The sequence below is a fragment of the Paenibacillus caui genome, assembly GCF_019904135.1.
GTDB classification, from domain to species: Bacteria; Bacillota; Bacilli; order Paenibacillales; family Paenibacillaceae; genus Fontibacillus; species Fontibacillus caui.
Window position 1 is genome coordinate 1 of record NZ_JAIOGQ010000027.1, and the last position, 21,331, is coordinate 21,331.

General features: G+C 45.6%; 22 protein-coding genes. 9 read left to right on the forward strand and 13 right to left on the reverse strand.

All coding sequences use genetic code 11. The annotated features are described in order from the left end of the window. Positions 1 to 99: 99 nt before the first annotated feature. The 5 genes from K7397_RS15705 to K7397_RS15725 form a co-directional block, all read right to left on the reverse strand. Complete coding sequence (locus K7397_RS15705; RefSeq protein WP_223068885.1) at positions 100 to 567, reverse strand: hypothetical protein; 468 nt, start codon at positions 565 to 567, stop codon at positions 100 to 102. A gap of 10 nt (positions 568 to 577) precedes the next feature. Continuing rightward, the gene (locus tag K7397_RS21905; RefSeq protein WP_223068886.1) at positions 578 to 1,138 is read right to left on the reverse strand and encodes a S8 family serine peptidase; all 561 of its coding nucleotides are present in this window, start codon (positions 1,136 to 1,138) and stop codon (positions 578 to 580) included. A 29-nt stretch (positions 1,139 to 1,167) separates the two neighbouring features. Continuing rightward, positions 1,168 to 1,521, reverse strand: a complete 354-nt coding sequence (locus K7397_RS21910; RefSeq protein ID WP_223068887.1) for a S8 family serine peptidase — start codon at positions 1,519 to 1,521, stop codon at positions 1,168 to 1,170. Positions 1,522 to 2,219: 698 nt separating this feature from the next. Beyond that, entirely contained in the window at positions 2,220 to 2,681 is a 462-nt protein-coding gene (locus K7397_RS15720; RefSeq protein WP_223068888.1) for a Dps family protein, read from the reverse strand. Positions 2,682 to 2,873: 192 nt separating this feature from the next. Then, positions 2,874 to 3,257, reverse strand: a complete 384-nt coding sequence (locus K7397_RS15725; RefSeq protein ID WP_223068889.1) for a DivIVA domain-containing protein — start codon at positions 3,255 to 3,257, stop codon at positions 2,874 to 2,876. Between the two features lie 463 nt (positions 3,258 to 3,720). Between K7397_RS15725 and K7397_RS15730 the strand changes: the two genes are divergently transcribed. From K7397_RS15730 to K7397_RS15745, 4 genes are all read left to right on the forward strand, one after another. After that, positions 3,721 to 4,299: a hypothetical protein gene (locus K7397_RS15730; RefSeq protein WP_223068890.1), complete on the forward strand. Its 579-nt coding sequence runs from the start codon at positions 3,721 to 3,723 to the stop codon at positions 4,297 to 4,299. Positions 4,300 to 4,772: 473 nt separating this feature from the next. Beyond that, positions 4,773 to 5,387 (forward strand): sporulation membrane protein YtaF, encoded by a 615-nt coding sequence (gene ytaF, locus K7397_RS15735; protein ID WP_223068891.1) that lies wholly within the window; start codon positions 4,773 to 4,775, stop codon positions 5,385 to 5,387. Positions 5,388 to 5,576: 189 nt separating this feature from the next. Continuing rightward, a complete protein-coding gene (locus tag K7397_RS15740; protein ID WP_223068892.1) occupies positions 5,577 to 6,506 on the forward strand; it encodes a hypothetical protein in 930 nt (309 codons plus the stop codon). A 78-nt stretch (positions 6,507 to 6,584) separates the two neighbouring features. Continuing rightward, the gene (locus tag K7397_RS15745; RefSeq protein WP_223068893.1) at positions 6,585 to 6,827 is read left to right on the forward strand and encodes an NHLP leader peptide family RiPP precursor; all 243 of its coding nucleotides are present in this window, start codon (positions 6,585 to 6,587) and stop codon (positions 6,825 to 6,827) included. Between the two features lie 56 nt (positions 6,828 to 6,883). Here K7397_RS15745 and K7397_RS15750 read toward each other — a convergent pair whose 3' ends face one another. Continuing rightward, a complete protein-coding gene (locus K7397_RS15750; protein ID WP_223068894.1) occupies positions 6,884 to 8,791 on the reverse strand; it encodes a sensor histidine kinase in 1,908 nt (635 codons plus the stop codon). A 314-nt stretch (positions 8,792 to 9,105) separates the two neighbouring features. Here K7397_RS15750 and K7397_RS15755 point away from each other — a divergent pair, with 314 nt between their 5' ends. Together K7397_RS15755 and K7397_RS15760 are read left to right on the forward strand one after the other, a co-directional pair. Continuing rightward, entirely contained in the window at positions 9,106 to 9,861 is a 756-nt protein-coding gene (locus K7397_RS15755) for a peptidylprolyl isomerase (RefSeq protein WP_223068895.1), read from the forward strand. Positions 9,862 to 10,045: 184 nt separating this feature from the next. Next, positions 10,046 to 10,483, forward strand: a complete 438-nt coding sequence (locus K7397_RS15760) for a hypothetical protein (RefSeq protein WP_223068896.1) — start codon at positions 10,046 to 10,048, stop codon at positions 10,481 to 10,483. 62 nt (positions 10,484 to 10,545) lie between these two features. Here the strand turns inward: K7397_RS15760 and K7397_RS15765 are convergent, their stop codons facing one another. The 6 genes from K7397_RS15765 to qoxA all read right to left on the reverse strand — a co-directional run bounded on the left by K7397_RS15765 (position 10,546) and on the right by qoxA (position 15,615). Further along, positions 10,546 to 10,833 carry a hypothetical protein gene (locus K7397_RS15765; RefSeq protein ID WP_223068897.1) on the reverse strand — a complete coding sequence of 96 codons (288 nt, stop codon included), beginning with the start codon at positions 10,831 to 10,833 and terminating at the stop codon, positions 10,546 to 10,548. Between the two features lie 188 nt (positions 10,834 to 11,021). Then, complete coding sequence (locus K7397_RS15770; protein ID WP_223068898.1) at positions 11,022 to 11,405, reverse strand: RidA family protein; 384 nt, start codon at positions 11,403 to 11,405, stop codon at positions 11,022 to 11,024. A gap of 262 nt (positions 11,406 to 11,667) precedes the next feature. Further along, on the reverse strand, positions 11,668 to 12,012 hold the full coding sequence (gene cyoD, locus K7397_RS15775; RefSeq protein ID WP_223068899.1) for a cytochrome o ubiquinol oxidase subunit IV: 345 nt from the start codon (positions 12,010 to 12,012) through the stop codon (positions 11,668 to 11,670). 1 nt (position 12,013) lies between these two features. Continuing rightward, a complete protein-coding gene (gene cyoC, locus K7397_RS15780; RefSeq protein ID WP_223068900.1) occupies positions 12,014 to 12,631 on the reverse strand; it encodes a cytochrome o ubiquinol oxidase subunit III in 618 nt (205 codons plus the stop codon). Beyond that, on the reverse strand, positions 12,631 to 14,598 hold the full coding sequence (locus K7397_RS15785; RefSeq protein ID WP_223068901.1) for a cbb3-type cytochrome c oxidase subunit I: 1,968 nt from the start codon (positions 14,596 to 14,598) through the stop codon (positions 12,631 to 12,633). The genes cyoC and K7397_RS15785 overlap by 1 nt, the downstream gene beginning before the upstream one ends. Before the next feature lie 21 nt (positions 14,599 to 14,619). Then, positions 14,620 to 15,615, reverse strand: coding sequence for a cytochrome aa3 quinol oxidase subunit II (gene qoxA, locus K7397_RS15790; RefSeq protein ID WP_223068902.1), 996 nt, complete (start codon positions 15,613 to 15,615; stop codon positions 14,620 to 14,622). A gap of 364 nt (positions 15,616 to 15,979) precedes the next feature. Here qoxA and K7397_RS15795 point away from each other — a divergent pair, with 364 nt between their 5' ends. Next, entirely contained in the window at positions 15,980 to 16,738 is a 759-nt protein-coding gene (locus K7397_RS15795) for a threonine/serine exporter family protein (protein ID WP_337926743.1), read from the forward strand. 15 nt (positions 16,739 to 16,753) lie between these two features. After that, positions 16,754 to 17,179, forward strand: coding sequence for a threonine/serine exporter family protein (locus K7397_RS15800; RefSeq protein ID WP_223068904.1), 426 nt, complete (start codon positions 16,754 to 16,756; stop codon positions 17,177 to 17,179). A gap of 876 nt (positions 17,180 to 18,055) precedes the next feature. Here K7397_RS15800 and K7397_RS15805 read toward each other — a convergent pair. Continuing rightward, the gene (locus tag K7397_RS15805) at positions 18,056 to 19,678 is read right to left on the reverse strand and encodes an S-layer homology domain-containing protein (protein ID WP_223068905.1); all 1,623 of its coding nucleotides are present in this window, start codon (positions 19,676 to 19,678) and stop codon (positions 18,056 to 18,058) included. 214 nt (positions 19,679 to 19,892) lie between these two features. Here K7397_RS15805 and K7397_RS15810 point away from each other — a divergent pair, with 214 nt between their 5' ends. After that, a complete protein-coding gene (locus K7397_RS15810) occupies positions 19,893 to 21,083 on the forward strand; it encodes a MalY/PatB family protein (RefSeq protein WP_223068906.1) in 1,191 nt (396 codons plus the stop codon). Positions 21,084 to 21,331: the final 248 nt, after the last annotated feature.

The window sequence follows — 21,331 nt, forward strand, 5'->3', positions numbered from 1 at the left end:
TATTTTTCACCTGTTTGCTCGCAACCCGCATCTATCCATAACGAGAATAATCCGCTCCAAGCAAGAGCAGCTTGATTTTGACAGCGATTCTCTGGCTTCTTAACCCTTAGAACTTTTCACTGTCCAGTTAGTAATTTGGGTACCTAAATCCTTTGAATCACTAAAATTAGTAAAAATAGAACAATAATAGTACAAGTTAGCTAATGATGTGCGATTTTTCTCATTTGGATCTATTAGGAGAAAGTCACTCTGTTTAGGTAGAGGTACTTTTTCGTTCTTTAATATTTCTATTGACTTTATTGCATAATATGTACTATATAAATCCGGCAGATTTTGTGCTTCTTCTGCAAGATAACCATAACCGCCGTCTATGTTTCTCATAAGATTAATTTCCGAGATTAAGGGGGCTAACTCAATATATTTACCTTCCACGTATTCATCATCTAAAACAATATCATTTTTCACTTGTTCATCCTGAAGAAAAGAAAACATAAAAATCGAGCTAATTACGACAAAAATAACTGCCAATAACGAAGTCTTTCTGAAGTGTTTTTTTTTGTTAAGCAAACTTTACCCCTCACTTTTGTGTTGAATTTAAATAAAATATTTTATTCCTCAGATTTTTTTTCATCGTACTTAGTATTTCTTCATTATTTTTATTAGGATACTTCTGCATCATTATTGATATTTGACCAGTCACGATAGCAGCTGAAAATGAAGTCCCACTAACTACGGTATAACCCCTTTTTTTCAATGCACTTGTTGTAATGATATGCTCACCTGGAGCATATATATCTGGCTTGTTCGAATTTTCCCCAAATACTTTTGTACTAGAGAAGTTAGAAATCTTAGAATCAAATATAGTGCTATCATCTCGTGGATCATAGTTTATACTCCCGACAGCTAATACGTTACTGTATCTCCCTGGTAAAGTTATTTCTCCGTTATTATTACCATTATTTCCAGCAGAGGATACAACAATAATTTGATTATTTAACAGCTTGTTTATTAATTGTTCCAAAACTAAATTTTCTGACATTGGAGACTCATCAAAACCAAAGGACATACAAACAATTCTTATATTATGAAGTTGTTTATTTTGTATAATCCATTCTACACTTTTAGATAAGGCCAACATATCGGCATCACCATATTGATCAAATGCTTTTAGACAGCAAGCTTTGCGAAGGGATTTACTCCTTTGATAGACTTTCCGTAACCTGCTATTACTCCACTTACTTCGGTTCCATGACCATTATCATCATATTTTTCGTTTTTTCCATTTACAAAATCCTTGAAGAATACGATTGATTTCAACAAATCGGAATGATTTGATACCCCAGTATCGATTACAGCAATTAAAAAATTGTTTGAGTCATTACTGGAAGACTCCAATCCACTAAACCTCGTAATCGCTGCTCCTGAGTATCCTTCAACCGCCTCATGACTACAAGAAGAAATTAAGAATAAAAGCATAGTTAGTGATATACAAATAATAGAAACAAATTCTTTTTTGTTCATATAACACCTAATATTGGATAGTTTTGCTAATATTATAATTTATAATTGTTTTTTTGTAAATAATCACAATATGAGTTTATCAAGTTTAATTGTGTAAAAAGATAGGCTACGTAACAAATTAAATTTACGGTAGCTGTCATGTAGACGATATATTCAATAAAAGGTGATATGAGAGGGCTATGATAGAGGCGGGTGTAAAACAAAGCTAAGACGAGTCCAAGTAGTTAGAAACGCTTATTAATCCGGCAACACGTCCCAATAATCGGAATTGATGAACTGAGCGTGGTAGTCACAGTTCAATGATTACTTTTGTAAGAAATAGCAAAAGAGTCCAGTGGTGCTTCCACATGGCTCTTGCCGGGTTACTTCACACGAAATCGCAACCGTTACAAAGCAGACATTTTAATTGAATGTAATCGCCATCGATTGTTGGGCTGAAAAATCAAGCACTGATTTTGAGATTGAGCCATTTTTTTAATCTGACAATGATTCGCCCAAAATAAAAAAGCCCGGACAATTGGTCCAGTTCTTCGGGTTCGGTTTCGGGTATCACCCTGCATGCGATTCCTGATTGGCTTGTACTGGCGGTTCGTTCCGGCGTAACGAAACAGCTTATTTAGCTTCGCAATTTCTGCAATAGAAAAAACTCCCGCCTGTCTGAAGAACAGAGGGAGTTTAGCACTTAGGCAAGCCTTATGTTATTTGCCGAGATAAGCGTTCAGCATCCAAATATGTTTGTCCAGTGCTGCCGCAATACCGAGCAGCAGGTCCGATGTAGCCTGATCTCCGGCCTCGTCCGCAGCCTTCATGCCTTCCCCAAGCTGCTTGACAATCGCTTCAAAATCGCTGACAACGGCTGCTACCATTTGATCTGCGCTTTCCTGACCGGCAGCTTCGCTCAATGTAGCGATCTGCAATGATTCCTTAAGCGTAGCAACAGGGCTGCCGCCAATGGCCAGCAGGCGTTCGGCGATATCATCCACGTATGTTGCGGCCTCATTGTACAATTCCTCAAACTTGGCGTGAAGAGTGAAGAAATTGGAGCCCTTTACATACCAGTGGAAATTGTGCAGTTTTGTATACAGTAGAGTCCAGTTGGCAACCTGAAGATTCAATTGTTCCTGAACAGCGCGGTTTGTAGCAGAATTTAATGTACTCATCATAATTCCTCCATTTCGTTGATTTTGGCTATGACGATCCGTTTTAAAGATTATCATTGGCTTGTATATTGAATTTAGACTTATTCTAAATCCTGATATCATTTTAGCACGTTTCGTTCAGTAATACAATGAAAAATCCCACATTCTGAAAAAACCTTTAATATTCTTCTCGGAATCCACGTTATTTATGCTCTAGATGTCATTGCGGATGTTGAGCTTAAACTGCTCGATGCTCCTTTCAAGACTGCGTATCCCTTCCTCGACCAAACGCCGGTCAATATTGCTCGGGTTCTCATATTTTAAACGCTGTGCGGCATAGATGCGTTTCTCTTCTTCCCAATTGGACTGCCTGCGCTGAATCTCTTTGTATTTATCAAGCAGATCGGTAATGATATCATAAAAACGCTCATAATCGACGATGATTTCATCCAGAAAGCTGTCTACCTGCGTCTTGTCGTATCCTCGCATTTTCACGTCAAAATCTTTTTCATGTATAGTCAGCGCATCCAGCTTAATGCCAAGCTGTTTAAACAGGCTCTTCTGCTCCTCCAGCTTGCGTCCGTAATCATCCTGCATGTTAGTCCCTCCGCATGTCAATTTTCTTTATAAATGTACCATATTCCACTAAAGTTTTTAACTTTTACAAAAAGCGATCGTCAACAAATTGTGCGCCTATCAGAAGCCGCCTATACGGGTTTATTGTGTTCGGAATAGGCTCGGCTTTATGCGGATTATCGAATTCGCTTGGCTTTCTGATCTGCCGAGGAGCATATAACAAGGGTTATCCAGAAAACTTGAGATTTAGGAAGCATTGTTATGGAAAAGGCGATCCGGGACGCGCATTTTGTTTTTGAAGGATATAATATGAAGAGAAAGTTATTGTCTGGAAGCATCTCGAAAAGTCCAGATTCAATTACAAAAAAACATAGCTGGAAATCAAATCGGCTCAGTTCCATAGGGAACTGGAAATTGACGTTAAAAACTTTACAAGGAATATAATAAGAGGAGAGGAGAACGTGAAAAAAAACATTTCGTTTTCATGTTTTTAACTGTATGTATAACTCTAAGTATCTTACTCGCTTTATTTAATCATCAAGCTGTAACAAATAAAATTAAAGTAGGTCCAAATGATGTATCTATAAAAGCAGAATTAAATTATTTTCAATCCAGTGAGGAGTACGCTAAATACTCTGGAAGCGTTGCTAATGTAAATGATTATAAAAATAAATTAAGATTAGATGTATACTGGGATTATGCGGAACGTATTGTTGAAAAGCAAGTATCACCACCATTAATTATTATAGTACCTATTGATAATCAGTTGTCATATTCAGGTGTAGGGCACTTAACCTCTACTACTGTTAGTTCAAGTATTTCAGAAGAAATAATCGACATATTATCATCATCATATCCTGAATACAATTGGGGTAAAATGGGTGAGGAGCGTTTTGGCTGGGTACTTCATCCGAATGACGAAGGACAGCGGCATGTCACAATCTCTTTTATGAAAAATGAAATTATGGAACAACCAATCATTAATGAATTTAAAATATATTTTGTTTATTTTAACCCAAAAAATAAAGAAGGTTGGGCAAAACAAGTACTTGCAACTTTATAATGCCACATAATTCATTGGAAGCTTCAAGTTCGAGGTCTTAGCGTATATTTTCGTTAAAATGTTGGCGGGACCCCAGCTAGCGGGAGCGCAGCTTTCCCTCCCACCCTACTCAGGCGGTCATCCTTAAATGCCCCTGAGATTACCCGGCTGTCCCTGGACGAATATTCATTCGCCAGGGGCAGTTTTTTTCATCTTCAGCCCATGAAAAAACGTACTCCTTCTCGCTGCCTCAAGGGCAGGTCAGGCGTACGTTAGAAAGGCGCTCCATGGCGCACCGGCAATCCTTTATTTACGATTTTCTTCTGGAACGGATCCCGCTTCCTCCAGCTTGTCCTCAGCGGCATTTCTACGAATACTCCGTTTACGGCCGGAAAAGATAACGTTTTTATGAAAATGAACGCGGCTCCATTAGAAGCAAATTCTGGGCTCTGGGCATATGCTGTTTTGAAAGCTAAGGCAAAGGAGCGAACATCATGTTTTCTTACAATTTGCTGGCGGTTCTCGCCATCGGATTGGCCTCCAATCTCGACAATGCAGGCGTCGGCATTGCCTACGGCGTACGGAAAATCCGCATCCCCTGGTACTCCAATCTGACCGTCGCCCTCATTTCTTTTCTCGGTACGCTTCTCTCGGGAGCATTCGGCAGCATTCTCGCATTTTGGATCGAGCCCTGGATCAGTCACGCGATCGGTTCGGCCGTCATTATCGCTGTAGGCCTATGGGTTCTGCTGCAGGCATTCAAGGAACGGGGGACGGAAGAGGTGCTGCCTGAAACGGCAGGCCACTTCTCCAGACTGCTCCGCAATCCGGAAGAAGCGGACAAGGACAGCTCCAAATCAATCAGCTTCAGCGAGTCCATTCTGCTCGGCACCGCCCTTGCCATGAATGCACTTGCCGGAGGCTTCAATGCCGGTGTAACGCAATTGAACATTGTACTCACCTCTCTGTCCGTCGGCGTCTTCAGTTACTTGCTGTTTGCGCTGAGCTCCTGGTTTGGCGAAAAATATGCGGCCGAAAAGCTGGGCAGCCGGGCAACCGTAATCTCCGGCGTGCTGCTCATCGTAATCGGGGTTTGCCAATTATGGTAAACCCGGCACAGCCGGGCACTTCAAACATCTGCACCTTCAGCCGCCCTTTACACGGAAAGCTTCCGGGCGGCTGCATAACGGTGGTTTACAGAAAATAGAAAATATCTATTGATCGGACGGCATTCTATTTTATAATGGGGATACAGCAAGACTTCCTGCAAACATATTTCTATCATTTGGAGGTGTCTTATGGATTGGTTTCGGGATTATGAACAGGATTTGAAGTTGGCATTCAGCCATGCGGAATCGATTGTTGCCGATCTTGCCCCGCCTTTTAATGTACAGGCCCTACAATTTCTAAAGCGCTTCAATATATTGGAGCGGGAAATGCCCTCGAATTACATTTGTTTTCTGCTGCCCTTCTGGATGGAGGACGCGGCACCGGTGGAACGAAACGTCACCCGGATGATTGCGACCGCCAATATTTTGGGGATGATGTCCTTTCATTTGCAGGACGAAGCGATGGACAACCCTGATGCGGATTTGAAACAGACCCTTGCATTGTCGAACCTGCTTCACGCGGAATTTACTCTGCTGTACGGTACTCTTTTCCCGGTTTCCTCGCCGCTTTGGGTCTATTACAAACAGTACCTTGCAGAATGGGCAATAGCCGTGTCTCAGGAAAATAACCGGGACTGGTTTCAGGACGATCCCGTTCGTATGGGGCATAAAGCTGCGCTTGTCAAGCTTGCAAGCAGCGGCATTCTGTTGCTTTCGGACAGAGAAGCTCTGATCCCCGGGCTTTCGGATGCGGTGGACTACGTGCTTGTTGTGCTTCAAATGCTGGATGATTGGGAGGATTGGCACAAGGATCTGGAGGAAGGCAGCTACAATAGCCTTATTTCTATTGTGCAATCCACTCTGCATATTCCTGACCATCGCCGGCCGACGTGCGATGAAATAAGAGAAGGACTTTATACATATGGCGTCCTGTCCCATTACGCTCTTCGAGCCCAACAATGGGAAGAACCGGTCAAGTCTGTACAAGGTTTGGTCCCCCGGCTTTATGACTTCTATGATTTTCTACTGAAGGATCTCGTAACAGGAAGCGAACAGATAGAAACGGAACGAAAAATGCTAGAAAGCGGGGGACTTCAATATATATTGTCAAAAATTTAAAAAAATATATAGATTACTAACTCTATTAATGTTAAACTAGATAGGGAAATATAACCAATTTTGAAAGGGTGATTAAATATGTCAACAGGAGCGCTTCTTCAATCGCAAGTTATCCAAAAAGCTTGGCAAGATCCGACTTTCAAAAGCAAGTTATTGTCTGACCCGAAAGGTGCGATTCAAGAGTTTCTCGGAATTTCACTGCCGGATCACGTCAATGTGAGAACCATTGAGGAGAACGAGAACGAGTTCTTCATTGTCCTTCCTCCAAGTCCAGCTAAAGTTCTTAACTCAAGTGCTTATGGTCAAGGTGCAAAATGGTGATTTAAGACCGTTTTAACAGAATTGAATATTGCCTGATCAGTTATCCGGTTTCCTTCTCAATCAATTGATGAAGGAAACCGGATAACTGCTTCTGTGCCTTTTCCTTTTACACTCGTAAACTCAATCTCGCCCTGCATCACTTCAATAATACGGAAGGTGACCATGAGTCCTAATCCGGTGCCTTTGGTCTTGTTGGAGAAATAAGGCTCCCCTAATCTGGCAAGCTCCGCTTCTGTCATGCCTTCTCCGTTATCCTTCACGTGAATATAAACGTTCTCATTCTCTTCATAGGCCCAAACCCTGATTTCCCCTTCGCCTTGCAGCGATTCAATACTGTTCTTGATAATATTGATAAAGGCCTGCTTGAACTTCGATGAGCTTCCCGTCATATGCAGATGCTCCGGAATATCGACATCTATTTTGCCGCCCAGCAGATTGGCCATCGGAATCAGGATACTTTCAATATGCTTGAATTCCTGCAGAATATTGAGCTTGCTGACTTTGCCCACCTCCGGCTTCGCGAATGTCAGAAAGTCAGTAATAATGTCTGATGCACGATCAAGCTCCTCAAGCGCCATAGCGAGATAAACCTTCTCCTGATTGTTCTCCGATTTCTCGTTAAGCAACTGGATGAACCCGCGCGTCACCTGCAGCGGATTGCGGACTTCGTGAGCGACCGAGGCGGCCAGCTCGCTAATAATATCCATCTTCTCGGACCTTTGCAGCTCATTGTTGAACATTTCCAGTCTTTTCGAATATTCCACAACCTGCTCGTGATTTTTGGCAAACCGGCGCCCCAAGATAATAATAAGCGAAAGCACAAAGCAAAGGACGCCCCATTTCCATAAAAAAAACCGGTAATCCTGTTCCTTTGCAAAATACCAGATTAACTCGACCAACGCCGTAAAGGTAAATATGGAAAAACCAATGGTAAAAATAATACCTTCTTTTTTTCCCATAACCGCGTTAATAATGGCACAGGCGAACAGAAAAGCAAGCTGAAAGATGATCAGATAGCCTAGCAGCCTGACCGTTATAAAGCGGTAGCTTTGAATGTTCATTTGAATCCCGAGACGATTAGCCAGCAGCAAAATTGCGCAAAGTCCTGAGTATACCATCTGGAATTGGCGGAATCTGCGGAAAAGAAATAAAAACCCACTCTTATCAAAAATTTGCTCAACATAATAGGTGAATACAGGAAAAAACACAAACATCGATAGATCAAACAGATTGTCATAAAGTGCCTCATACTCTCCATAAAAATTGTACATAAAAGGCGAGTAAGTAATAACCAAAATGCCGATACATAATATAACGATCGAGAGGGATAGCCAGCCCTTCATATTCTCATCATTTAAGAACAAGGAACACATGAGCATAATAACCGCGATAAAAATAAAAGCGCTGCCGAGGATAAAGTCGGACAAATCCTTTTTCACAAACTCAATAAGCAGCGCGTTAAAGTTGCCGTACGAGACTTCGCCTTTAAGGCCGATCTGATCTCTGGACGACGAAACCCCGATATACATCACACGTTGAGCTTTCCCGGGTGAAATGGGTAGCAGAATATTATTGGAATAAGGAACAGTCTTGTGATTGGTTTGGTAAACAACCCGATTATCGAACAGGACAAGCACCTGTTTTCCGAACAGGTTTTGCATCATAATGACGGAGCTGCCGCTTTTTGCAGGGAGAACCAGCCTGATCCACGCCGCTGCAGATCCATGTTCGCCCTTCGGCACACCAGGCAGCGGATTTGCCGTGCTCGCTGTCTTCCATCCTTCCAATTGACCCAGCTGCGCCTCGGTAACGGACGGATCCAGCTTGTCCACCCAAACCAGCTGCCATTCTTTGATCTTGTCGGTTTCATATTTGTTTTTCAGATCTATTACAGGCATAATCGCCGTCCCCACAACGGTCAGGACTAGTATGACAATGACAATTTTGAGCAGCAAATATTTCATTGAACACCCCTGCGGATTAGAAGTAATCACGGACTTAACTTATAATAATCTTACGGTTTCGGCTTGGAAGCAAGTACAAAAACACACATTAACATTATCAAATTTTTCCAGTATGGTAAATAGATAAATAATACGGGAAGGAAGTTTATGCATAAATTTCCTTCGTAAAGCGGAGCCTATGTTCGGGTTCTAAATTAAAATGCGGCCTTGCAAAAAATCGGCTGAAATTTGCCAAAGTTTATTCCAAAAGCATTCTCGGTTATTATAAAAGTAATAACATACTGACATAGCACATCGAGGAGGTCATTCACTACATGAAACGGCACATCACCTTCAAGCTGGCCGCATTCTGCATGCTGGTCATTCTGGCCATTTCAGCAACCGGCTGCGGTTCGAAACCGAATGCCGGCCAAAATTCCAACAACAGCGGCAGCTCAAGCAATGCCAGCAGCTCTAACGCTTCCGGCAACGCAAGCTCAACTCAACCAGGCAATAGCGCTTCTCCTGAAGTTAAACCCGATCCCAAGTTCTCTTCAAGCGATGACCCGATTGTAACCATTGAACTCAAGAGCGGCGACAAGATCGAAATCGAGCTTTACCCGAAGGCAGCGCCAAACACGGTCAACAATTTTATTTCGCTGATAAAGAAAGGATTTTATGACGGGACGAAGTTTCATCGCGTTATCCCCGGTTTTATGATTCAAGGCGGCGACCCGTCAGGAAACGGGACCGGCGGCCCCGGCTATTCCATTGCCGGAGAGTTTATTGCCAATGGTATCGAGAATAATTTGAAACATACGCGAGGGGTCATTTCCATGGCGCGTGCCCAGGATCCGGATTCTGCGGGTTCCCAGTTCTTCATTATGGTAAATGCCGCAAATTATTTGGACGGGCAGTATGCCGGTTTCGGAAAAGTAGTCAAAGGCATGAGTACGGTCGACGCTATTGTAAATTTGCCTCGTAACAGCGATAATCTTCCTGACGAGAACGACCTTGCGGTTATGAGCAAAGTTACCGTCGACACGAAAGGCAAGGATTATCCCGAGCCACAAATCATCAAAAATAAGTAAGCCTTAAGCAGACAGGCGTATCAGGAGACTAAGCGAAGATCAAGCGCTTAGTCTCCAAGATGCGCCTGTTATTTTTATAAAACAAAAAAAGGATTGTCCGATCCATTATTGATAATATTTGCCATAGGTTTTATAATTTGAAGTAGAGATTGGAATTATTTTACTAATAAAGAAGGAGAAAGCAATGTTCGGACGCTTCTTTAAACGGCGGGAGCCCGTCTCTGGATCCATTATTTTCACAACCTTGTACGGTGGACTAGGAGAATCCTCAGGAATTTATGTCGGGAACCAGAATGTAATTACCTTAACCTATAAAGGCATCCTTCAGCTCATTACGATCGAACAGTTTGGCAAACTCCATCCCACTTCTTTCAATAGCGAAATTTACGCACCCTATGAAATTACCACAAGAAAACCTGTTTCTTTCCCGGAAGCGGCAAGAAGAGCCCAGGCCCTCCTTGAAGGGAATGAGAGCTACAAGCTGATGCTCATAAACTCACACCAGTTCTGTTCCGGCTGTATTACCGGGAATTTTGAGAACGAGGATGTCGGACTGTCTGAATTGAAACAGCGGATCGAATCCTGTTATCCTAACCGGTTGGACTGGTTTAAACAAAATTGATTGACCCAAGTAGTTTAAATAAGACCTCCGGCGATGGAGGTCCATTTCATGTTAAGGTCGTATTATGATTTTCGCTTGGACGCCATTTCATCATGTGCCTGACGAAATTTTTTGTTTTGCGCGGCGTGGAGAAATCCCCCGATACTGTAAATCGCTATGCTGCCAACAATGCAGCCGATTCCACCCATTAAATACATGTTACGGTCATTGAAATCCGACAAACGAATGAGGCAAAGAATAACTCCCACAACAAAGATTACCCAGGCTATGCTTGTGAGCGTCAAAGCAAAATAATGCCCGTTTTCCTTCATCTGTTTTCTGCTCTTGAATGGATATATTTTAGCGGCCATGCTGATCACTCCCGGCAGTATTTTCGAACCAGTTCCTTACCCATGTCTTCGTCATTCGCTTTGTTCTGTATACTAACCGTTTCCGCCAAAAATTAAACATCCGGCGACCGCCACCAACTTACCTGGATCCACGAGGTACACCGCTATTTCATTCCACGAGACCTACAGGTTCCGGAGCAGCGATTGCCTCAGGTTTCAATCAGCAGGTCGTCCCTAATGAGCTTTCGAACTTCAACGGCTGAGCTGGCTGGCGGATTCAATGTATTGACGTACTGATCCCGAATATCCCGGACAACCTGCATTTGCGAAATGTCGGTTAAAAAAAAGGTCAATTTCACCACATCATTAAAGCCTGCATCTGCAGCTTCCAATGCGGATTGGATATTCTCGAAAACCTGTTTCGTTTGTTTGGCCAGATCCCCTCTACCAACTACTTCTCCCTCCTTGTTTAAGGCCACCTGTCCGGAAACATAAATCGTCCGTGCGTTTCTAACTTCCACCATATTCGTGTAACCATTCGATGCTGGCATTGTTTCAGGGTTTATGAATTTTATTCGTTCACTATCCTGCATCTAGTTTTCTCCTTTCGATTTACCCGAAATACTGTTTTAAATCTTAAATTCCACGACCAGCTAACATTTCCTAGTAAATACATTTTATCATACTTTAGGCATTTACCGGTAGTTCCTGGCATGAAGCAAAAAGGTCGAGCCGGGGAAGAATTGCAGATCCTTGCCTACCTTTATTCCCGAATTAAAAATGAAAAAAAGGAGCAGCCCCTCAGCAGTTAAAAACTGCTTTGGGGACAGCTCCCGTATAACATCCAAAAATGGATTAGTAACCTATTTTGTTGTACTCCATAATCCAGATGGAACCGCCAACGACCGTAATCAGGATAATTATGCCTAGCACCAGCCCCATCACATTCCAGCGAGGTTTCTCGGTCTCCCTGATATGCATGAAGAAGAACAGCTGAACCACCAGCTGCAGAACTGCAGCAACGAAAATCACCACAAATGTAGCGGTGCGGTTCAACAGATCATTCAGAACGATGACCAGGGGAATGATGGTGAGAACGATGGAAAGCACAAAACCGGTGACATACGATTTAAGCGATCCATGTCCTTCATGCGAATCGTGGCCGTGTGAACCTGTCTCCGCTGTTTTATGTTGTGCCATGTTACATCACCCCCATCAGATAAACGATCGTGAGCAGGAAAATCCAGATAACGTCCAAAAAGTGCCAATACAAGCTGATAACGGTAACCTTTCCTTTGGTTGTTTCCGTAATTCCCCGTTTGCCCAATTGAATCATAAGTCCGATCATCCACGCCAGACCCAGGGAAACGTGAAGTCCGTGCGTACCGACCAGAGTGAAGAAGGCAGACAGAAATGCGCTTGTTGTAAATGTTGCCCCTTCATTCACCATATTCACAAACTCGGATACTTCAAGTCCGATAAATGCAGCACCAAGCAGAGCGGTAACGATCAGCCAGCCGATCAGCTGTTTCTTCTGATTCCGGTTCATGGCAAGCACTGCCAATCCGCTGGTGAAGCTGCTTGTCAGCAGGATAAATGTTTCGGCGATAACACCCGGCATTTCAAACAATTCTTCTGCGGTCGGTCCCCCTGCCGTATTTTGCCGCAGAACGATATACGTGGCAAACAATACGGAGAACAGAATGACGTCGGAAATCAGGAAGAACCAGAAACCAAGAATTTTAAGCTCATTCGGATCGTGATGCCCATGGTCATGGTCTGCACTATGCTTACCCTTGTGTGCAACGCTTTGTGCCATTATACAGACCCCCTTATTGCCGCTTCGGTGCGTTTGATCTCATCTACAGGGATATAATAATCAGTGTCGTAAGAGAAAGAACGTGCGATCATGCAGAGCGCAACACCGATCAGACCCGGCACATAGAACCACCACCAGCCGAATACGAAGCCGAAGCCTGCCACAAACCAGCATACCGACATGATAATCGGAATTGCGGAGTTTTTAGGCATATGAATCGGTTCGAGCTCAGGCTGCGGATCGTCCGCAATGCCTTTGGCACGGCGTTCTTTCGTCTCCCACCAGTCATCCACGGCGCGAACGCGCGGAATAACGGCAAAGTTATATTCGGGAGCCGGTGAGGCAGTTGTCCATTCAAGTGTACGGGCATCCCAAGGATCATTGGAAACCTTCTTATGCTTAAATACGCTCTTAACGATTTGTGCAACTTGCAAAATAAAGGCGATACCCATCAAAAATGCGCCGATCGTCGAAATAAAGTTAAGCGGCGCCCAGCCCGTATCCCAGGAATACTCGCTGATCCGGCGGGTCATACCCATGAGTCCCAAGGAATATTGCGGCATGAAGCACACGTAGAAGCCGATGTTCCAGAACCAGAACGCCCATTTGCCGAGGGTGTGATCCAGCTTGAATCCGAACATTTTTGGCCACCAATAATACAGACCTGCAAAATAACCGAACACTACGCCGCCGATCAGCACTTGGTGGAAGTGCGCGATGAGGAAGTAGCTGTTATGGAACTGGAAGTCGGCAGGGGCTACGGACAGCAGAACCCCTGTCATCCCGCCGACAACGAAGCACGGAATGAAAGCGATGGTCCACATCATCGGCAGTTCAAAACGGATGCGGCCTTGATACATCGTAAACAACCAGTTGAATATTTTAACACCTGTCGGTATGGCAATCAGCATCGTCGTAATCGCAAAGAATGCATTGATATCCGCGCCCGAGCCCATCGTAAAGAAGTGATGCAGCCAGGTGAAGAACGACAGTACGCTGATTACCAGCATGGCAAATACCATCGATTTGTAACCAAAAAGCCGTTTGCGCGAGAATGTCGCCACAACTTCGGAGAAAATACCGAATGCAGGGAGGATCACGATATAAACTTCAGGATGACCCCACATCCAGAACAAGTTGATATACATCATCGGATTGCCGCCAAGATCAAGCGTAAAGAAATGCGCTCCGCCAAAGCGGTCAAGGAACAACAGCGCAAGCGTTACGGTCAGAATCGGGAATGCAAGCACGATGATGATGCATGTTGCGAATACAGACCAGGAGAACATCGGCATTTTCATCAAGGTCATGCCTGGCGCGCGCATCTTGATCAGCGTTACCAGGAAGTTGATGCCTGTCGCAAGCGAGCCGATCCCTGAAATCTGAATGCCCCAGATATAGAAGTTCTCTCCTACACCCGGATTATGCATAAGCCCCGCCAATGGCGGATAACTGGTCCAGCCTGCATCCGGCGAACCGCCGATTACGAAGGACAGGTTGAACAGCATCGCGCCCATGAAGAACAACCAGAAGCTCAGCGCGTTCAGGAACGGGAACGCAACGTCGCGCGCTCCGATTTGAAGCGGAACAATAATATTGAACAATCCGAACATCAGCGGCATTGCCATGAACAGGATCATAACCGTTCCGTGAGTCGTGAACACCTGGTTATAATGTTCAGGGTGCAAAAATTTGATATCCGGAAGCGCAATTTGCGTCCGCATCATCAGCGCGTCTACACCGCCGCGGAACAGCATAAGCAGCGCTGCCAGGATATACATAATACCGATCTTTTTGTGGTCTACTGTGGTCAGCCAGTTCTTCCAGAGCCAGGTCCATTTCTTGAAATAGGTCAGTACCCCGATAATGGCGGCACTCGCCAGCACGATCGAGACATCCGCACCATAGATCAGCGGATCACCCGTGACGAAGAACCACGATGCAAAGTCTTTTATTGAATCAAGCATAGAGGGTCTCCTTCCCTTTCATCAGTGTCCAGGATGGGACTCGCCCATCTGGTGGGAATCATGGCTCATGCCCGGCATGTCCATGTCCGTTCCATCTTTTTTGGTTTCATCGGCCGTTCCTGAAGAACCATGGTGGCTGCTTTGGCCGTCAACAACATACTTGAAGGCAATTTTGTCGTACAATCCTTCAGGGAAGGAGGAAAACTCGGTTTCACCCATTACGCCAGGCTTAGCAAGATCTGCGTAACTTGCCTCCGTGAGCGTGCTGCCTTTGTTCTCCTTCACTTTGTCAACCCATTTCTGATAGTCGTCCCCAGTCACAGCATGTACGTCAAATGTCATTTTGCCAAAATGTTCCCCTGTAAAGTTCGCGCCCGAACCGAAATAGGTGCCAACCTCGTCAGCCTTCAGGTACAGCGTCATGGACATTCCGGACATCGCGTAGATCTGTCCGCCGAGCTGCGGAATCCAGAACGAGTTCATAGGAGAATCGGCTGAGAGTTGAAAGCGAACCGGTACATCTTCCGGAATGGTCAGCGTATTGACTGTCGCAATTCCTTCCTCCGGATACATAAACAGCCATTTCCAGTCAAGCGAAACAACCTGAATGGTTAGCGGCTTCTGGTTCGCATCAATCGGTTTGGAAGGCTCCAGCGCATACGTATACCGTGCCGTTACCGCAGCAAGGACAACGATAATTAGGATTGGAACTCCCCACCATATGGTTTCAAGAATGGTGCTGTCATGCCAGTTGGGTTTGTAAGCCGCTTTGCGCTTCGGATTGTCGCGATAACGCCATACAATAATAGCAGTCAGGATCAGAACCGGAACAATCACGATGCTGCAGAGCACCGTCGAAATGATGATCAAATCCTTCTGCGCTTCCCCAATTGGCCCCTTCGGGTCGAGGACAAGGTAATCCGCAGTAAAGAACATGCCCCAGATAAGCGCTCCCAAGGTCACCAAAGTGACAACCACCGCGATCAGCGTTCGAAGCGATCTTGGTTTTTTATCCATCTTTCCTCTCTCCTTAATAAGCCTTAATAACGTTTTGTTAACGCCGGACATTGCAAAACTATTTTACAATGCATCAACTTAACCCACCTTATAAAGATAGCAGAAAACGAAGCGTTAGATTGCTTTTTTAACAAAATTGTCGATATTTTATTTGTTTTTTGTGATTTTATTCCCAAACTTTCTGAAATATATCATTTTTATTGTTGCAATAAATAGAGATTTCTATACAATGCAGCATTTATTTACACGGGGTAAACGAGTCATAAGATCCTCAGTGTGCTTCTGATTCTGGAGCATCGAAACCGGCATGTCCGCATGATATAATAGCTTCCGTATTGTTGATGATGAAGGAGTGAGCAATGAAGTGGAATCCCGGGAAAATAAAGTCCCCTGCGAGCCGATAGACGTATGTCTGCTGGCAGGAAAAATCATGCTGCAAAGCGGAGCCGAAACGTACCGGGTGGAAGATACGATGATCCGGATCGCCTCCGGTCTGGGCATTTCCGCGTCACACAGCTATGTAACCCCGACAGGCATCATATTTCAGGCTGGCGGCACTGAAGCGGCCAAGCTGATCCGGATCGTGGAACGGACGACCGATCTTGAGAAAGTGGCGGCTGTCAACAGCATTTCCAGAAGGCTTGTCGCCGGCGAAATGGATTCGGATGAAGCCGTATCGCTGCTGAGAGACATTGATGAATCCGGGCATGCTTATCCTGTAGCGCTGCAGATCGCGGCTGCGTCGGTGTCAAGCGGCTGCTTTGCGATCATGTTCGGAGGCAGCTGGTTTGACGTTGTGCCTGCTCTGGTTAGCGGGGGAGTCGGCTATGCCGCGGTGATTCTGTTCCACAGGCTGATTCAGGTCAAGTTTTTTGCCGAGTTTACGACATCGCTGCTCATCGGGCTGTTCTCCTACCTGTTTGTTAGGCTTGGCATCGGCAAGGAGATGGACAAAATCATTATCGGATCGGTGATGCCGCTTGTGCCCGGACTGCTCATTACCAATGCCGTCAGGGATCTGATGGCCGGCCATCTGGTGTCCGGCTTGTCAAGGGGAGCGGAGGCCATGCTCACCGCATTCGCCATCGGCGCGGGAGTGGCGGCCGTATTTACATTTCTATAAGTTAAGAGGGATTTTATGTTTATACTGACACAGATCATAACCAGTTTTATCGCATCAGCCGGCTTCGGCATTATTTTTAACGCTCCGAAGCGTTCGCTGCTCCAGTGCGGACTCGCCGGAATGCTCGGCTGGACAATCTATCTCATTCTGGATCCCCGCTTCGATACGGTCATCTCGACGGTGGCCGCCACGTTCATGGTAGGCGTGATCAGCCAGCTCTCTGCTAGAGCATATAAGATGCCGGTCATTATATTCAGCGTAGCGGGCATCATCCCTCTGGTTCCTGGGGGTCTGGCTTATGATGCCATGCGAAAGTTTGTGGAGAATGACTACAATGTAGCTGTCCAGCTTGCCGCCGAGGCGTTCCTGATTTCCGGCTCCATTGCGATCGGGCTTGTTTTGTCCGAGGTGCTGAACCAGATGCTGCAAAAAAAGCACTAAACTTTGAAAAAGCTTGGCGCGCACATCAAGAAGCATCAGATTGACCCAGGCTTCCGATCGGGTGGTACCAAGAGACGTATGATCATCCCGGACACAAATGTCCGTCTTCCCTCCGTTTTCTTTCCTTCTATTCCCGATCCGGAATCGTAAGACAGCGCCCGATTACCAACCCGTGTAAAAAGGAATACAACAGAGTTCACCGTTCATCTCCTGATTCAAACACCCAGTACATTTATGACAGTTTGGGAGAGCCAAGATAATTAATGGCTTCAATCCCATTTATGAATTACAAACTGAACGGTTACTATACACTATATTTATAGTTACATTAATATTTTCTATCATTTACATGTTACTTTTTCAAAAGAAAAATAAGTAATTTTACTTGTTTAAGAGGGTGTGTTTTCCACACCCTCTTATTTATTGCACAGAGCCGGTTAAAATCTTTTGATTTTTTGGGTCTTATCTTTAAGTCCGTTTCACTTGGATGTATCGATGACTTTTTTTATAAGTTCTTGAGTTTCTTCTTGGGTTTGCTTCTTCCTGTTTATCCCCTCCTAGTAGATATTATGAGGAAGGGAAGCATGTCATACTGTAAGACATGGTAGGATTAAAACGTAAAACTCTTAAAATTTAGTAAGACACGTTTGTAAGACGTGATTCAGCTGGAATTTATCTCATACGATTAGCGTAGCTGGAACTTCGGCATTAAGCCATTCAAGCACCGTTGGAACTTCTTTGTTGTTCTGAATATATGGGAGAAATAACTTCCCCGGATAATGCTGTGACGGCTAGGGATGCCAGGGAAGTAACGCGAATGATGATTGAATATGGAGTGATTAACATTACCGGTCAGGATGAAATGATCTTGTCCTACTAAAATGTATAATTGTCAAAACGGCTTGCATTGTTCAGCGCTTCCCAGATTCCTTCACTCTCTCCGCCAATCGACCAGTAGGCGAAGCCGGCGATATTGTTGCCCGCAGCCATCCGGTATTTAAGTGTCAGGGAACGGGCGTCCTCAAACCACAAACGGTGCAATACCCTGCTCTGCGTATAGGAGGACACATACTGCCCTAAAGAAGCGTTCCACACCGGCTTCATGCCGAAGCTGCCGATTCGCTCAATCTGTTCGGTAAGCGTAATATCTTCCGAGGAAAACGTGCTTCCGTCCGCTTTCACGGACCAGTCGCGATTATAGAGAGGCATCCCCAGAATGACCTTCTCCGGTTCTGTCTGGTTCAGCAGCTTCTCAAGCGCGGACTTCACCCAGGGCAATGAGGCAACCGGACCGGGATCCGGGGCGGACCCCCAATGCTCGTCATAGCCCATTAGAACGAGATAATCGGCGCTTCTTGCAAGCGCTGCATAGTCAAAGGCAGCCGTCCAGTCCGAACCGAGGTCAGGGGACACGCAGACCGACAGCATATCCCCGTTCCGATGCAGCTTGGCGGCAAGATCTGCCACGAATGCCGTTAAAGCCTTTCGGTCTTTCGGAAGCACATTCTCAAAATCCAGATTCAGTCCGTCAAGATTATATTTCTTCGCATAGGCGGCAAGCGCCGAGGCCGTTTCTTTAGCCTGATTGCTGTCTGAAAGCATATCATGGGTCACATCGGCATTGGAGCGGTTGCCCGCCATAGCCCATACTTTTCTGCCAGTCGCTTTAGCCCAAGCAACCAAGGTCGGATCGGTCTTGTCGGACATCGCTCCATTATTCTCAAGAAAATACCACCTTGGAGAAATGACGTTCACGGCTGAGCGGCTGACCGATGCCTTAAACTCCTCTGCCGTCTGCCCATACTGCCAGCCCAGTTGTATTGGTTCAGCGGGAGAAGCGCTTATTTGCTGTTCCCATGCTTTCTTGGTAATCATTCGGTCCATAATGACCGCCATTTCTTCGCGGGTCACGATATCGGCAGGACGAAAACGGCCGTTCGCCCCCTCCATCAAGCCCATCCTTTGTACAGTGTAAACGTCTGACGCCGCCCATGGCGCGATATCGCCGGCGTCTCTAAAAAGGCTTCCCGGATTGCCGCTCCCTGCCTTCTGCTTCAGAAAGCGGGTGAGCCATACCGCAAGCTCCTGGCGGGCGACGCCTTCATTCGGCAAGTATTTGCCGGTTCCTTGGCCTTGAGCCAGTCCCAAATAGGCCCCGGCCTGAACATATCCATAATACCAGGTGCCCTTCGGCGTATCCTGAAACACCGGAATTCCGCCTGCGGACGGCTCAAGCGCAAGCAGCCTGAACAGGGCTGTCATGCTTTCAGCGCGGGTTATTGCCTTTTTTGGGGAAAATATACCCGGCCCGGTTCCTTCCATGATCTTTCGTTTATATAAATCATTGATTGCCTCGGCGGCAAAGCTTCTGCTAATATCGTTAAAAGCCGGTATACTTTCTTCCTGTGCCCCTTTAACCTTCAAATCCATTGATAGATGAGCTGCGCTCATGCCAAGTCCAAGCACGATCAGGGCAACTATTTTCTTCCAACGTTTCATAAATCATACCTCGCTTCATGACAACTCTATCGGAACATTTGTTATACTACCAAATCTTCACTAGTTCATCATGAGGCAATTGTTGGATGAAAGGAATAATAGAATTTTTTAATAGATTCTTTTAATAGATTTTTTTGAATTGAACACCTATTTCGTATAGACTATTTCTATTAAACAGCTTGAACAACTGCAAGTTTTGAAGGAGGCTTCTTTTATGACATCGTTTAACACCTTGATTGATCGAAACAATACCTCATCCTCAAAATGGGATGCGCGTTCTGCCATATTTGGTACCGAGGACGTTCTGCCCATGTGGGTTGCCGACATGGACTTTAGAGCGCCTGACGCTGTAATTCAGGCACTGCATAAAAAAGTAGAGCATGGCATTTTCGGATATACCTACATGACGGACAGCTACAAACAAGCCGTAGCGGATTGGATGCAGCGGCGCTTCGGATGGACCATCCAGCCCGATTCAATCGTACATTCTCCCGGAGTCGTGCCGGCGCTCCATCAGATTGTCCAGGCCTTTACGGAGCCCGGCGATCAGGTCATTATCCAGCCGCCGGTCTATCCTCCGTTTTACAGAGTGGTCGCGAACCAGGGGCGGGAGCTGGTCCTGAACCCGCTGCGGCGGGACGGCGACAGCTATTCAATAGATTTCGACCATTTGGAAAGCCTGATGAATGACAAAGTCAAGCTGCTCATTCTGTGCAGCCCCCACAATCCGGTTGGCCGGGTTTGGAGCCGGGAAGAGCTGGAACAGCTGGAGACAATCGCCGAAAAACACAATATTTTAATCGTATCCGATGAAATCCATGCGGACATTGTGTTTCAGCCAAATCGGCATATTCCTTACGCCTCTTTATCCGAATCGGCAAGCAGCCGCTCCATTATCTGTACGGCGCCCAGCAAAACCTTCAATCTCGCCGGTTTAAATACGTCCAATGTCATTATTCCGAACCCGAATCTCCGCTCCAAGCTTGCAACGACCATGCGCAAGAACGAGATGACGGGTATGGGCATCCTCGGTACGGCCGCTGCCGAAGCGGCATACAATCATGGCGAAGAGTGGCTGGATCAATGCCTCGCCTATATCCGGTCCAATCTGGAATATGTACACCGCCATACGTCCGGCTATAAGGACTCCAACGGCTCTCCGCTCATTAAGTCCAGTCTGCCGGAAGCTACCTATTTATTATGGCTGGATTTCGGCGCCCTGGGCATGGACTCCAAAGAGCTGAATGCCTTCATTGTTGAAAAGGCCCGGCTAGGCCTGAACGACGGCTCCGCATTCGGCAAAGAGGGCGCGAGCTTTATGCGCATGAATCTGGCCTGTCCGCGCAGCACGGCCGAAGAAGCGATGGCCCGTCTGGATTTGGCCATGCAGCAGCTGGGCAAATAAGCGTATGAAAGACAGAAAGCCTCCACCCGAAAAATCGGGACTGGAGGCTTCTTTGTTTTTATGGGTCTAAACACAAACTCCTCCTCTTAAGCACTACAAGGCAGCCCTTCTTGCTTTTCGAAAAATCAACAAAAGCCGGTTCATGCCCAATAGAGAAGAGCAGGAATCCGGCTTCGTTATAAAAAATCCCCTTAGTTAATGACGCTAATGACGCCATTAGTCCAATCGTGCTGCGGCAGGATGAAACT

Excerpts from the sequence above, each read along its gene's own strand:
- K7397_RS15785 (WP_223068901.1), bottom strand. The coding sequence starts at position 14,598 with ATGCTTGATTCAATAAAAGACTTTGCATCGTGGTTCTTCGTCACGGGT.
- K7397_RS15730 (WP_223068890.1), top strand. The coding sequence starts at position 3,721 with ATGTTTTTAACTGTATGTATAACTCTAAGTATCTTACTCGCTTTATTT.
- K7397_RS15720 (WP_223068888.1), bottom strand. The coding sequence starts at position 2,681 with ATGAGTACATTAAATTCTGCTACAAACCGCGCTGTTCAGGAACAATTG.
- K7397_RS21910 (WP_223068887.1), bottom strand. The coding sequence starts at position 1,521 with ATGAACAAAAAAGAATTTGTTTCTATTATTTGTATATCACTAACTATG.
- K7397_RS15770 (WP_223068898.1), bottom strand. The coding sequence starts at position 11,405 with ATGCAGGATAGTGAACGAATAAAATTCATAAACCCTGAAACAATGCCA.
- qoxA (WP_223068902.1), bottom strand. The coding sequence starts at position 15,615 with ATGGATAAAAAACCAAGATCGCTTCGAACGCTGATCGCGGTGGTTGTC.
- K7397_RS15755 (WP_223068895.1), top strand. The coding sequence starts at position 9,106 with ATGAAACGGCACATCACCTTCAAGCTGGCCGCATTCTGCATGCTGGTC.
- K7397_RS15750 (WP_223068894.1), bottom strand. The coding sequence starts at position 8,791 with ATGAAATATTTGCTGCTCAAAATTGTCATTGTCATACTAGTCCTGACC.
- K7397_RS21905 (WP_223068886.1), bottom strand. The coding sequence starts at position 1,138 with ATGTTGGCCTTATCTAAAAGTGTAGAATGGATTATACAAAATAAACAA.
- cyoD (WP_223068899.1), bottom strand. The coding sequence starts at position 12,012 with ATGGCACAACATAAAACAGCGGAGACAGGTTCACACGGCCACGATTCG.
- cyoC (WP_223068900.1), bottom strand. The coding sequence starts at position 12,631 with ATGGCACAAAGCGTTGCACACAAGGGTAAGCATAGTGCAGACCATGAC.
- K7397_RS15810 (WP_223068906.1), top strand. The coding sequence starts at position 19,893 with ATGACATCGTTTAACACCTTGATTGATCGAAACAATACCTCATCCTCA.
- K7397_RS15740 (WP_223068892.1), top strand. The coding sequence starts at position 5,577 with ATGGATTGGTTTCGGGATTATGAACAGGATTTGAAGTTGGCATTCAGC.
- ytaF (WP_223068891.1), top strand. The coding sequence starts at position 4,773 with ATGTTTTCTTACAATTTGCTGGCGGTTCTCGCCATCGGATTGGCCTCC.
- K7397_RS15805 (WP_223068905.1), bottom strand. The coding sequence starts at position 19,678 with ATGAAACGTTGGAAGAAAATAGTTGCCCTGATCGTGCTTGGACTTGGC.
- K7397_RS15760 (WP_223068896.1), top strand. The coding sequence starts at position 10,046 with ATGTTCGGACGCTTCTTTAAACGGCGGGAGCCCGTCTCTGGATCCATT.
- K7397_RS15725 (WP_223068889.1), bottom strand. The coding sequence starts at position 3,257 with ATGCAGGATGATTACGGACGCAAGCTGGAGGAGCAGAAGAGCCTGTTT.
- K7397_RS15800 (WP_223068904.1), top strand. The coding sequence starts at position 16,754 with ATGTTTATACTGACACAGATCATAACCAGTTTTATCGCATCAGCCGGC.
- K7397_RS15745 (WP_223068893.1), top strand. The coding sequence starts at position 6,585 with ATGTCAACAGGAGCGCTTCTTCAATCGCAAGTTATCCAAAAAGCTTGG.
- K7397_RS15765 (WP_223068897.1), bottom strand. The coding sequence starts at position 10,833 with ATGGCCGCTAAAATATATCCATTCAAGAGCAGAAAACAGATGAAGGAA.